Source organism: Thiemannella venezuelensis (assembly GCF_014203605.1).
In the GTDB taxonomy this organism is placed as follows: Bacteria; Actinomycetota; Actinomycetes; order Streptosporangiales; family Streptosporangiaceae; genus Planomonospora_A; species Planomonospora_A venezuelensis.
Genome location: NZ_JACHJJ010000008.1, coordinates 250,226 through 262,544 on the forward strand (window position 1 = coordinate 250,226; position 12,319 = coordinate 262,544).

Annotated in this window: 9 protein-coding genes, 1 tRNA gene and 1 pseudogene; 4 read left to right on the top strand and 7 right to left on the bottom strand. The window is 71.2% G+C overall.

All coding sequences use genetic code 11. From position 1 onward, the window contains the following. Positions 1–25: 25 nt before the first annotated feature. From tmk to topA, 3 genes are all read right to left on the bottom strand, one after another. The gene (gene tmk, locus FHS22_RS14975) at positions 26–2,092 is read right to left on the bottom strand and encodes a dTMP kinase (protein WP_184942077.1); all 2,067 of its coding nucleotides are present in this window, start codon (positions 2,090–2,092) and stop codon (positions 26–28) included. A 154-nt stretch (positions 2,093–2,246) separates the two neighbouring features. Beyond that, positions 2,247–3,617, bottom strand: coding sequence for a metallophosphoesterase (locus FHS22_RS14980; RefSeq protein ID WP_338047756.1), 1,371 nt, complete (start codon positions 3,615–3,617; stop codon positions 2,247–2,249). 145 nt (positions 3,618–3,762) lie between these two features. Next, entirely contained in the window at positions 3,763–6,507 is a 2,745-nt protein-coding gene (topA, locus tag FHS22_RS14985; protein ID WP_184942081.1) for a type I DNA topoisomerase, read from the bottom strand. Positions 6,508–6,667: 160 nt separating this feature from the next. Between topA and FHS22_RS14990 the strand changes: the two genes are divergently transcribed. Beyond that, positions 6,668–6,853: a DUF5703 family protein gene (locus FHS22_RS14990; RefSeq protein WP_184942083.1), complete on the top strand. Its 186-nt coding sequence runs from the start codon at positions 6,668–6,670 to the stop codon at positions 6,851–6,853. Between the two features lie 346 nt (positions 6,854–7,199). Here FHS22_RS14990 and FHS22_RS38040 read toward each other — a convergent pair whose 3' ends face one another. The 3 genes from FHS22_RS38040 to FHS22_RS15005 all read right to left on the bottom strand — a co-directional run bounded on the left by FHS22_RS38040 (position 7,200) and on the right by FHS22_RS15005 (position 11,002). Then, positions 7,200–8,732 carry a chaplin family protein gene (locus FHS22_RS38040; protein WP_184942084.1) on the bottom strand — a complete coding sequence of 511 codons (1,533 nt, stop codon included), beginning with the start codon at positions 8,730–8,732 and terminating at the stop codon, positions 7,200–7,202. A gap of 230 nt (positions 8,733–8,962) precedes the next feature. Continuing rightward, positions 8,963–9,577 (bottom strand): hypothetical protein, encoded by a 615-nt coding sequence (locus FHS22_RS15000; protein WP_221473681.1) that lies wholly within the window; start codon positions 9,575–9,577, stop codon positions 8,963–8,965. Positions 9,578–9,694: 117 nt separating this feature from the next. Then, positions 9,695–11,002 carry a M20/M25/M40 family metallo-hydrolase gene (locus tag FHS22_RS15005; protein WP_184942088.1) on the bottom strand — a complete coding sequence of 436 codons (1,308 nt, stop codon included), beginning with the start codon at positions 11,000–11,002 and terminating at the stop codon, positions 9,695–9,697. Positions 11,003–11,167: 165 nt separating this feature from the next. Between FHS22_RS15005 and FHS22_RS15010 the strand changes: the two genes are divergently transcribed. The 3 genes from FHS22_RS15010 (at position 11,168) to FHS22_RS15020 (ending at position 11,978) form a co-directional block, all read left to right on the top strand. Then, a tRNA-Leu gene (locus FHS22_RS15010) sits at positions 11,168–11,252 on the top strand. 208 nt (positions 11,253–11,460) lie between these two features. After that, positions 11,461–11,724, top strand: coding sequence for a type II toxin-antitoxin system Phd/YefM family antitoxin (locus FHS22_RS15015; RefSeq protein ID WP_338047757.1), 264 nt, complete (start codon positions 11,461–11,463; stop codon positions 11,722–11,724). Continuing rightward, positions 11,721–11,978 carry a Txe/YoeB family addiction module toxin gene (locus tag FHS22_RS15020; protein WP_184942092.1) on the top strand — a complete coding sequence of 86 codons (258 nt, stop codon included), beginning with the start codon at positions 11,721–11,723 and terminating at the stop codon, positions 11,976–11,978. Before FHS22_RS15015 ends, FHS22_RS15020 begins: the two co-directional genes overlap by 4 nt. 172 nt (positions 11,979–12,150) lie before the next feature. On the opposite strand, the pseudogene FHS22_RS39610 reads toward FHS22_RS15020, so the two are convergent. Continuing rightward, positions 12,151–12,319 (bottom strand): annotated as a pseudogene (locus tag FHS22_RS39610) (IS701 family transposase); the annotation flags it as partial.

A 12,319-nucleotide genomic window follows, 5' to 3' on the forward strand; every position in this document is an offset into this window, starting at 1 on the left:
GGCACCGGTCACCCGACGGCCGGCGTCAGTCGCGGATGGCGGGCATGGTCCCGGTGACGTCCTCGGACTCCTGCGGCACCGGGTCGGGCAGGATCTCGCGGACCCGGTCCTGGATGAGCCGGGAGATCTCCTCCTGGGGCAGGGTGCCGTCGACCACCACGTAGCGGCCGGGGTCCGCGGCGGCCAGCGCGCGGAACTCGCGGCGCACCCGCTCGTGGAACTCCAGCGGCTCGGACTCGATCCGGTCGGCGGCCCCGCCCAGCCGGGTCAGCCCGATCGCGGGCGGGGTGTCGATGAGCACGGTCAGCTCGGGCACCAGCCCGCCGGTGGCCCAGGCGTTGATCTTCGCGACGTCGTCCTGCTCCAGCGCCCGTCCCGCGCCCTGGTAGGCGAGGGAGGAGTCGACGTACCGGTCGGAGATCACCATCGCCCCCCGGTAGAGCGCCGGGAGGATGACCTTCTCCACGTGCTCGGCCCGGTCGGCGGCGTACAGCAGCGCCTCGGAGCGCGCCGACAGGCCCTGGTGCACGGCGTCCAGCAGGATCGCCCGCAGCCGCATGCCCACCTTGGTCGATCCGGGTTCCCGGGTCTGCACCACGTCGAAGCCCTGGTCGCGGAGCCAGATCGCGAGCAGCCGCGACTGGGTGGTCTTCCCCGATCCTTCGCCGCCCTCGAACGCGACGAAGACCCCGTGCGGCGGCTCGGCGCCGTCCCCGGGCGCGGGCCGTACGCCGCGGACCGCGGCGAGCAGGTCGGCGGCGATCGAGGCGCCCCTGCGGTCGTCCATGTGCCGGAGGGCCAGCAGGCCGACGCCGATCGCGAGCAGCGCGCCGGCCAGCAGCACCAGGTGGGAGCCGTTGAACTCGTAGACCGGCTCCCGGCCGATCCTGATCTCGCGCTTGCCGAAGAGGCCCGCCAGCACCGGCGCGGCCGCGACCACCAGCAGCAGGGTGACCCGGGCGAGCGACTGCAGGAAGGAGAACGTACGGCCCCGCAGGCCGTCGTCCACCTCCAGCCCGATCATGGTGTAGCCGATGATCCAGGAGATCCCGGCGCACGCCCCGAGCATCACCGTCAGCAGGACGACGACGACCAGGTTGTGGATGACCGCGACCGCGGCGAGCACCAGCCCGGCCGCGGTGATCGAGAGGCCGAACAGCCGCCGCCTCGACAGCTCCTTCAGCAGCCGGGGCCCCAGGAACATGCCGGAGGCCATGCCGACGAAGACCGCTCCGAACACCACGCCGTAGGCCGCGTCTCCGCCGCCGAGCTCCTGCACGTAGATCTTGGCCACGCCGACCACCGCGCCGCCCGCGGCGAACGCGCCGAGCATGCCGATGACCAGGCCCCGGATCAGCCGGTCGCCGCCGACGAACCGCCAGCCCTCGACGATCTGCCGCAGCACCGACGGCGCGGCGGCCGCGGCGGCGCCCCGCGCCGGGATGTCCCTGAGCGTGAAGATGAGGAACGCCGAGATCAGGTACGCGACGGCGTTGACGACCAGGGCGAGGTAGGTGTCGCGCTCGGCGAAGTACGGCAGCAGCCTGCCCAGGGCGTCGCCGGCGACCGAGAGCACGGCGAACAGCAGTGCCGCGACCGGGGCGGTGCCGTACGTGACCAGCAGGTTGAGCTGGTTGGCCTCCTCCAGCCGCTCCTTGGGGACCAGGTTCGGCACCGTGGCGTCCTTGGCCGGGACCCAGAACAGGTTGACGCACTCCACCAGGAACGTGGCGACGAGCAGCCACTGGTAGTCGGCGTCCGTCAGCGGGATGGAGAGCACCAGCGCGAACCGCAGCAGGTCGGCGCCGAACATCGTCAGCCGCCGGTCGAACCGGTCGGCGAACGCGCCCGCGAGCGGGCCCAGCAGGATGGCAGGGAGCATCTTCACGACGAAGACGCCGCCGATGGCCAGGCTCTGGGACTGGTAGCCCTGCCCGGCGGTGAGGTTGCCCGCCAGGGCGGTCAGCGCCAGGAGGTTCAGCCAGTCGCCGAGACTGCACACCGACATGGCCGTCCACAGCTTGCGGAACGGAGCGTTGGCCAGCACGTGGGGGGGCTTGCGGCGTGCGGTGCTCCGGCCAGGGGAGGTCATGGTGTCAGCGTATCCAGGTGCTCGCCGGACGGGGGAATACACCGGCCAGACGGATATGTCCGGCTGCTCGTCGCATGAGAGTAGTACGGCGTTCATGTCCTCCGCAGGCAGCAGGCGGAAGGAGCCCTCCGGTGCCCCGGGGCACCGGAGGCGGTCAGGCGCGGAGTTCGAGGAGGGTGATCTCCGGGGGCGCGCCGACCCGGACCGGCGGGCCCCAGAAGCCCGCGCCGCGGGTGACGTAGACCTGGGTGCCGTCCACCTCGCCGAGCCCCGCGACGACCGGCTGCTGCAACGGGACGACCAGGTTGAACGGGACCATCTGCCCGCCGTGGGTGTGACCGGACAGCTGGAGGTCCACGCCGTAGCGGGCCGCCTCCGGCGCCTGGACCGGCTGGTGGGCCAGGAGGACCGTGGAGCGGGAGCGGTCCCGCCCGCCGAGCGCCCGCTCGAAGTCGGGCGCCGCGCCGGCGGTGGCGCCGGTGACGTCGTTGACCCCTGCCAGGTCGAGCACGGCCCCCGCGTGGGAGATCTCGACCCGCTCGTTCTCCAGGGGCCGGACGCCCAGCTCGCGGAGCTCCTCGATCCACTCCCCGGGGCCGTTGGCGGTGTAGTACTCGTGGTTGCCGGTGACGAAGTAGGTGCCGTAACGGGATTCGAGGTCCGCCAGCGGGCGGGCGAGCGGCCCGAGCTCGGCCACCGTGCCGTCGACCAGGTCGCCGACGACCGCGACCACGTCGGCCTCGAGCGAGTTGATCATCCGCACGATGCGCTCGGTGTGCTTGAGACCGGTGAGCGGGCCGAGGTGGATGTCGCTGACCACCGCGAAGCGCAGGCCGGACAGGCGCGGGTCGAGCCGGGGCAGCGCGACCGCGACCCGTTCGATCACCGGGTCGCCGAGCGCCGTCCGGATGCCGGAGCCGACCGTGGCGAGCGCGCCGACGCCGGCGACGGCCGCGGCCGTACGGGCGATGAACAGCCTGCGCCCGATCAGCTCCGGAGAACCCGCCGGCTCCGGGAGCCCGTCCGCTTCCGGCGTCCCGGAACCCGCGCGGCCCCGGGCGCGGTCGTCTCCCCCGGCCTCGGCTCCGGGGCCCGCCGGGGCGCCGGGAGCGGAAGGGCCCCCGGAGGCGGACATGGAGTGGGCCGGGTCGGGAACGGGGACGGCGGAGACCGGATCGGGGGTGCGGAGCCCGCCGCGGCCGACCGGGCGCGGGGCGGCCTGGCGGCGGCGCTCCGAGCGGCGCAGGACGAGCAGGGCCAGGGCCCGGGGGATCTCCAGGACCACCAGGAACACCAGCAGGTAGAACATGACCGCGATCCAGAAGAAACCCGGCCAGGCCAGGAAGTGGCCCCACTCCGTGCGGGAGCCGATGAGGGTCACCGGCACGAGTGCGCCCAGGCCGATCAGGACCCGGGTCAGCACCCGGCGGCTCCTGCCGGGCAGGGTGGTGGCCCGGACCAGGCGGCGCCAGAGGTAGTAGTGGATCAGCACCGCCACGCCGAAGACCAGTGCCACGAACCCCACGACCGCCACCATTCACCTCTCGTGCGACGCCTGCCGCGCCCGGCGCGCTTTCAGGAGGACGCCGGGGCGCGCACGCCCGCCGCTCCCGGCGTCTGGAGAGAACGCCGGGAGCGGCGGATGCGTTCCCGCAGGACTGAGAGGGTTCTCAGGCTTTGGCCCGGGTGCTCTTGGTGCCCGCGCTCTTCGCTCCGGTGCTCTTGGCGGCGGCGCTCTTCGTTCCGGTGCTCTTGGCGGTGGTGCTCTTGGCACGGGTGGTGGTGGTCCGCGCCTTCTTCGGCGCCGGACCGCGGGCGCGGCGGTCGGCGAGGAGCTCGGCGGCCCGCTCGGTGGTGATCTGCTCGACCTCGTCGCCCTTGCGCAGGGAGGCGTTGGTCTCGCCGTCGGTCACGTACGGCCCGAACCGGCCTTCCTTGACCACGATCGGCTTCTTCGAGACCGGGTCCTCGCCCAGCTCGCGCAGGGGCGGCGCGGCGGCGCGGCGGCCCCGGACCTTCGGCTGCGCGAACAGCTCCCTGGCCTGCTCGATGGTGACCGTGAGCAGGTCCTCCTCCGAGGCGAGCGACCGCGAGTCGGTGCCCTTCTTGATGTAGGGCCCGAACTTGCCGTTGTGCGCCCTGACCTCCTCGCCGTCGATCTCCCCCACGAGCCGCGGCAGCGAGAGCAGCCGGAGGGCGTCCTCCAGCGTGACGGTGTCCAGGGTCATCGCCTTGAACAGCGACTCGATCCTCGGCTTGGGCGCGTCGGCCTTCTTCGTCCGCTTCTTCGCCGTGCCCTCGGCGGGCGGGGCCTCCTCGGGCAGGATCTCCGTGACGTACGGCCCGTAGCGGCCGTCCCTCGCGATGATCATGTGCCCGGTGACCGGGTCGCGGCCCAGTTCGCGGTCGCCGGTCGGGCGCGAGAGCAGCTCCTCGGCCATCTCGGCGGTCAGCTCGTCCGGGGCCAGGTCCTCGGGGATGTTCACCCGGGAGCCGTCCCGGTCCAGGTAGGGGCCGTAGCGGCCGACCCGGATCATGATGTCGGTGCCCCGGATCGGGAAGGAGCTGATCTCCTTGGCGTCGATCTCCCCGAGGTCGGTGACCAGCTCCTTCAGGCCCTCGTCGCCCTCCTCGCCGAAGTAGAAGCGGCGCAGCTCCGGCACCCGCTCCGCCCGGTCGTTGGCGATGTCGTCGAGGACCTTCTCCATGTCGGCGGTGAAGTCGTAGTCGACGAGGTGGCCGAAGTGCTGCTCCAGCAGGTTGACCACCGCGAACGCCAGGAAGGACGGGACCAGCGCGGTGCCCTTCTTGAAGACGTACCCGCGGTCGAGGATCGTGCCGATGATCGAGGCGTAGGTCGACGGGCGGCCGATCTCCCGGTCCTCCAGCTCCTTGATGAGCGAGGCCTCGGTGTAGCGGGCGGGCGGCTTGGTCGCGTGCGAGAGCGCGGTGAGCTCGGCCGCGGTGAGCCGGTCGCCCTCCGCCAGGGCGGGCAGGCGCTTCTCGGAGTCGTCGCGGTCGGTGGACGGGTCGTCCGCGCCCTCGACGTAGGCCTTGAGGAAGCCGTGGAAGGTGATCGTCCGGCCGGAGGCGCTGAACTCGACGCGCTCGCCCGCGCTGGAGTCTCCGCCCACCTTGACGGTGACCGACTCGCCGACCGCGTCCTTCATCTGGGAGGCCACGGTCCGCTGCCAGATCAGCTCGTACAGCCGGAACATGTCGCCGGTCAGCCCGGTCTCGCCGGGGGTGCGGAACTCCTCGCCGGAGGGGCGGATCGCCTCGTGCGCCTCCTGGGCGTTCTTCACCTTGCTCGCGTAGACGCGCGGCTTGTCGGTCACGTACGCCGCGCCGTACAGCTTGATCGCCTGGTTGCGGGCGGCGGCCACGGCGGTCTCCGACAGCGTGATGCTGTCGGTCCGCATGTAGGTGATGAAGCCGTTCTCGTAGAGGCGCTGGGCGACCTGCATGGTCGACTTCGCGGAGAAGCCCAGCTTCCGGCTGGCCTCCTGCTGCAGCGTGGTCGTCCGGAACGGCGCGTAGGGCTTGCGGGTGTACGGCTTGCGCTCGACGGAGACGACCGCGTACGCCGTACCGGCCAGCCGGCCGGCCAGGGCGCGGGCGGCCTGCTCGTCCAGGTGGAGCACGTCGGCGTTCTTCAGCGTGCCGTTGCTCGCGAAGTCGCGGCCCTGGGCGACCCGCCTGCCGCCCACCCCGGTCAGCATGGCGGTGAACTCGCGGGGGAGCTCGTCGCGGCCGGTGTCGAACAGCGCCTGCAGGTCCCAGTAGCTCGCGCTGGTGAACGCCAGGCGCTCGCGCTCGCGCTCCACGACCAGCCGGGTCGCCACCGACTGCACGCGGCCGGCGGACAGCCTCGGCTTGACCTTCTTCCACAGGACCGGGCTGACCTCGTAGCCGTAGAGGCGGTCGAGGATGCGCCGGGTCTCCTGGGCGTCGACCAGCCGCAGGTTCAGGTCGCGCGGGTTGGCCACCGCGTCCTGGATCGCCCGGGGCGTGATCTCGTGGAAGACCATGCGGTGCACGGGCACCTTGGGCTTGAGGACCTCGCGCAGGTGCCAGGCGATCGCCTCGCCCTCCCGGTCCTCGTCGGTGGCGAGGTAAAGTTCGTCGGCGTCCTTCAGCAACTGCCGGAGCTTCTGGACCTGCGCCCTCTTGTCGGCGTTGATGACGTAGAGCGGCTCGAAGTCGCTGTCCACGTTGACGCCCAGACGGGCCCAGGGCTTGGTCTTGTCCTTGTCGGGGATGTCGTCGGCCTTCTGGGGGAGGTCGCGAATATGCCCGATGCTGGACTCCACGACGTAGCCGCGGCCGAGGTACCCGGCGATGGTCTTCGCCTTGGAAGGCGACTCGACGATCACCAGGCGGGTTCCGCCGGCGTTGCCGTTCTTGGCTGGCACGCTGCTTCCTACCTCGCTGTTCGCACTCGTTCCCCGTTAACTTTCCCTCTGGGCTACCCGATCTGGATCGGGGACACTCCCATGGAAAGCCGCAAGGACGCAGAATAAAGCCCAATGAGTGTCGACGTCCCCCAGCCCCACCCCTCGGAGACTAATCGCTGTGCTCGACTACTCCTACTTGGTTCTCCATCTTCCGCGCGGCACCTCCAGAGACGCGGCTCGCCAACTGCTGACCGAACACGCAGAGTACGGCGGCTGGGAGCTCGACCGTCTGAGACTGTATCCGGACGGCCGCAGGGACGTCCGGCTGCGTCGCAAGATCATACGTGCGGTCAAGACGATGTGACCCCGGTGGGACCTGTCCGATCCCGGACATTTCCCTGGCCCATCGGGAACTCTTCCGTTCCTGACGGGTCCTGAGCGGAAGAGTTCCGCGGCCCTTCCGGCCGGCGTTCCCGCCTGTCCGGGGCCGTTCCGGTCTCCGGGGCGCGGCCTCGGAGACGGCTCTGCCCGCCCCGGGCCGCGCCCCCGGGACGGGCAGAGCGTCTGTGTCTCCCCCGGCGGAACCGGGGAAGGTCCCGCGCCGGGCCTGACGGCTGGCGGCCGCCCTGCCTCCCGGCGCGGGACCTGATCGGTATCTCGGTTCAGTTGACTGCTCCGGTGTGCTACCGCCTACCGGAGCTTCGAGCGCGTCACCGCTTGGCGGTGCGGACCCGGCGGGTGAGCGCGAACATCGAGGCGGAGGCGGCGGCCAGACCGCCGAACACCAGGGCGAGCAGCGAGCTGGAGTTCATCCCGGCCACGCCCGCGGGCTGCGCGGCGCTCATCAGGCCGAGCTCGCCGACCGGGGTGGAGGAGAGCAGGCCGGTCGCGGGAGCCAGCGGGGAGGCGTCCTGCCGCGCGTCCTGGTCGTTCCCCTGGGCGCTGGCCGGGACGGCGGGCAGCTTGGTGAGGCCCTGCGCGCCGCCGACGACGGGCAGGCTCGGGCCCTGCTGGGCGGCGCCGTTCAGCGCCGGGACGACGGGCAGCGCGGGCAGCATGCCGCTGGTCTTGTGCTTGCCGGCCTTCTTGTCCCAGTGGCCGTGCCCGTGTCCGTGCCCGGAGGAGCCGACGTGCGCGCCGCCGAGGCAGCCGGCCGCGGAGTCACCCAGGATGGCCACCGCGTTGCCGCACACGTTGATCGGAGCGGTGATCGGGGCGACCACCTGGTTGCCGCCCAGGATCGAGCCGCGGCCGTCGGTGCGGTTGCCGCCCGCGCCCTTGCCGCCGCCGGTGACGGAGGCGCCGCCCTTGCAGCCCGCCTCGGCGTTGCCGACCGCGTTGCCGCACACGTTGATCGGAGCGGTGATCGGGGCGACCACCTGGTTGCCGCCCAGGATCGAGCCGCGGCCCGAGGTGGTGTTCCCGCCCGCACCGCCGGAGCCCCAGCCGTGCTTGCCGTGCTTGCCGTGGTAGCCGTGGCCGGGCTTGCCGTGGCCGGGCCCGCCGTCGGTGACCGAGGCACCGCCCTTGCAGCCGGCGAACGCCTCACCCAGGACCGCGACCGAGTTGCCGCAGATGTTCAGCGGGGCGGTGATGGGGGCCACCACCTGGTTCCCGCCGCCGATGCTGAAGCGGCCGTCGGTGCGGTTGCCGCCCGCGCCGCCCCTGCCCTTGCCGGACTGCTTGACCTCGGCGCCGCCCTTGCAGCCGGCCTCGGACTCACCGAAGATCGCGACCGCGTTGCCGCAGGCGTTGATCGGAGCGGTGATCGGGGCGACCACCTGGTTGCCGCCCAGGATGGAGCCGCGGCCCGAGGTGGTGTTCCCACCCGCACCGCCCTTGCCGGACTGCTTGACCTCGGCGCCGCCCTTGCAGCCGGCCTCGGACTCACCGAAGATCGCGACCGCGTTGCCGCAGGCGTTGATCGGGGCCGTGATCGGGGCGACCACCTGGTTGCCGCCCAGGATCGAGTGGCGGCCGTCGGTGCGGTTGCCGCCCGCGCCGCTCCCGCCGCCGCTCTGCTCGACCGAGGCGCCGCCCCGGGAGCTCGCCTCGGTCTCGCCCAGAACCGCGAGTCCGTTGCCGCTGATGTCGATCGGCAGGGTGATCGGGAGGTTGACCTGGTTGCCGCCGCCGATCGAGTGGCTGCCGTCGGTGTCGGCGAAGGCCGTACCGCCGCCCAGGGACATGACACCCAGGGCGAGCAGTGCGGCGGGGCTCGCGTTCTTAACCCACGTACGCATGTTTCGTAACTCCTTGTAGCTCTTGGGGGGACCTGACATCTCGTGCGCAGCGTTCGGAGGCATGCGAGGTCTCGACGGGAGGCCGCACAGCGGGCGCCTCGACGACGTCACGAGAATGGACTTGCTCATCACCCGCGCCGCGGAACGGCTCCGGTGGACGACGGGTCCACGGCACGCTCCGCGTGACCGGCCGGTTCGGCGTGGGAACGAGGCCGGTCTACAGGGCGGGATCAGTCAGGAGAGAAAGAGGGGTCGTCCGCCGCTGTGCGGACGACAGGGGGGAGCACGCACGCCCGCGGAGCGCACTGCGCTCCCAGCTGCGGGTCATAGACGAAGCGTGCGACATCCCCGACACCCGGCCCGAAGGGGCCGGTTCCACCGCCGGTCTGGGGCACGAATCCATTGGCGCCAGCGCTGTGGTCGGCGGTGGAGGGAACCGGGAGACCGGGACCCGACTGGCTGGTGAGCCCGTCGACTCCTCGCCCGGCCATGGCCTCGGCATTTCCCGCCGCCGAGAACTGACCGCTCTCCGTGGGGAAATCACCGGCCCGGAAGGCCGGCTCGGAGGCGGTCTCGTCGAGAGTGCCAGCATGGGCCGGTCCTGTCACCGCGGTGGTGCCCGCGGTCGCCGGAGCGGCACCGATGAGTCCGAAGACGACGGCGAGCAGCCATCCTGCGGCGATCATGCCGCCGATCGCGAGGGCTCGCGTGACGATCCGCCGGGCACCGGCCGCGAACCGCGCCATCCGGTCGTCCCGGGTGAAGGTCGCGCCGTCGACGGAGGCGGCCACGGGCACGCGCCGGACGGGGGCGGGCGTGAGAGCCCCCCACCGTCCGTACGGCATGCGTGCCACGTGACCTCCCGAAGCTCCTGGCGGGCCGTATGAGCACGGCCCCGCCTCTCAACGGAGAGTTACGTTAGCACTACGTCGCGTCAGTGCAATGGATTTCCGGAGAACGTCTCAGCAGCCGTCCAGGAAGCGGTCAAGGACCCGGACCCCGAACCGGAGCGAATCGACCGGCACCCGCTCGTCCACCCCATGGAACATGCCGGAGAAGTCCAAGTCGGCGGGGAGCCGCAGCGGCGCGAACCCGAACCCGCGCATGCCCAGCCGGCTGAAGGCCTTCAGGTCCGTCCCGCCCGAGAGCGTGTACGGCACCGCCAGCGCGCCCGGGTCCTCGGCGGCGAGCGCGTCGGCCATCGCCCGCACCAGCGGCCCGTCGAACCCGGTCTCGATCGCGATGTCGTGGTAGACGAACTCCCTGGTCACGTTGGGCCCGAGCAGCTCGTCGATCGTCTCGAAGAACTCGTCCTCGTACCCGGGCAGGAACCGCCCGTCCACGTGCGCGGTCGCGGTCTGCGGGATGACGTTGGCCTTGTACCCGCCCGCCAGCATGGTGGGGTTGGCGGTGTTGCGGAGCGTGGCGCCGATCATCCGGGCCAGCGGGCCGAGCTTGGCCACGGTCGCCTCGGCGTCGTCGGGGTCGAGCTCCAGCTCCAGCGCCCCGGAGACCTCGGTGAGGAAGGTCCGCACCGTCTGCGTCAGCCGTACCGGCCACTCGTAGCGCCCGATCCGGCCGACCGCCTCGGCCAGCTCCGTGACGGCGTTCTCGCTGTTGAGCATGGAGCCGTGCCCGGCCCGGCCGTGGGCGGTCAGGCGCATCCAGGCGATGCCCTTCTCGGCCGTCTCGATGAGGTAGAGCCTGCGCGCCTCGTCGATGGAGACGCTGAACCCGCCGACCTCGCCGATCGCCTCGGTGCAGCCCTCGAACAACTCGGGGTGCTTGTCGGACAGCCATTGCGCGCCGTACGCGCCGCCGGCCTCCTCGTCGGCGGTGAACGCCAGCACGACGTCCCGCGGCGGGCGGCGCCCCTGGCTGAGCCGCTGCCGGACGACCGCGAGGATCATCGCGTCCATGTCCTTCATGTCGACCGCGCCGCGCCCCCAGACGCAGTCGTCGGCGATCTCCCCGCTGAGCGGGTGGTGGGTCCAGTCGGCGGCGTTGAAGGGGACGACGTCGAGATGCCCGTGGAGGAGCAGCGCGTCGCGGGAGGAGTCCTCCCCCGCGATGCGCGCGACCACGTTCGCCCGGCGGTCGTCCGACTCCAGGATCTGCGGCTCCAGGCCGACCTCGGCCAGCTTCTCCGCGACGTACTCGGCGGCGGCCCGCTCGCCGGGGCCCGCGTTGTCGCCCGCGTTGGTCGAGTCGATCCGGATCAGGTCACGGCACAGCTCGACGACCTCGTCCTCACCATTGAGCGCGGTCATGTCGACTCCTTCGGTTTGGTACGGCTTGCGCCCTCCATCCTGCCGTCGCCGGGACCTTCCCGACATCCCCGCCGGACCTCGGCGGTTACCGATATGACGTGGGCTCAAAGGTTTGCTAACCTAGGTCCGCCGACGACGGATGACGGTCCTTCGTGCAGGCACCAAGTCCGGGTGGCGGAATGGCAGACGCGCTAGCTTGAGGTGCTAGTGCCCTTTGCGGGGCGTGGGGGTTCAAGTCCCCCCTCGGACACAGGATTACCCATGAAGAGCTCGCTCTCCGGAGCGGGCTCTTCGGCATTCAGCCGTACTATCGTCCGGACCCCGCGGCCTGGCACTGGTATGGCTATGGCGGCACCGGCACTGGGACGGCTCATGATCTCGGAACGTCCGCAGCCAGCCTTGCAATCGATGTACATGATTACGTACTCTTTTCAGGAGGGGGAGGTGTAATGCACCCGATGTCCGCGAGCGAGTTCCGCTCGAACCTGGCAGCGGCCCTGGACCGGGTCACCGAAGATCTCGACGAGATCGTGGTGACCCGACCCAACCGCGAACCCGCCGTCGTGATCAGCCTGCGCGAGTACGAGTCCCTGAAGGAGACGGCGTTCCTCCTCGGCATTCCCGCCAACGCCCGCCATCTCGCCGCGTCCATCCAGAGCCTGCGCGTCGGCCAGGCCCAGCCGCATGAACTCATCGAAGACGGCGGCCAGGAAGCCGAGTGAAGATCCTCTTCACACCGGAGGCCTGGGACGACTACCTCTGGTGGCAGCAGAACGACCGCGCGACCCTCAAACGGCTGAACCGGCTGATCGAAGACATCTGCCGCAACGGCTACGAAGGCATCGGCAAACCCGAGCCCCTTCGGCAGAACCTGGCAGGCTTCTGGTCACGCCGCATCACCACCGAACATCGCATCGTCTACGCCGTCGAAGCCGACACCGTCCAGATCGTCGCCTGCCGCACCCACTACGAATGACCGGATCGAAACTCGGCGCGGTTCATTTTCGGCGCGGGCGCGTTGCCACTGTTTCGAGGTCGTGGAATCTTGCAGGTCCTCGGTGGACACCCGACCTGCGAACGCGAATCTGAGCATTCACCCATCGTGCGCACCGAGTGCGGCCAGGACATTCCTAGTGCTCCAGCCGCACTTATCGATCTCTGAGTCGTTGTCGCTGGTAGTGGGATCGTCGGGCACGGCTCTGGTGACGTAGCCGCCATGCCGACCAGTGGCGGATGTGCTGCTCATCGAGTGGTGGCCGGGTCAGCGACGCGAACAGGCGGCGGATCTCGTTGGCGGACACCGCGATCTCGGCGGCC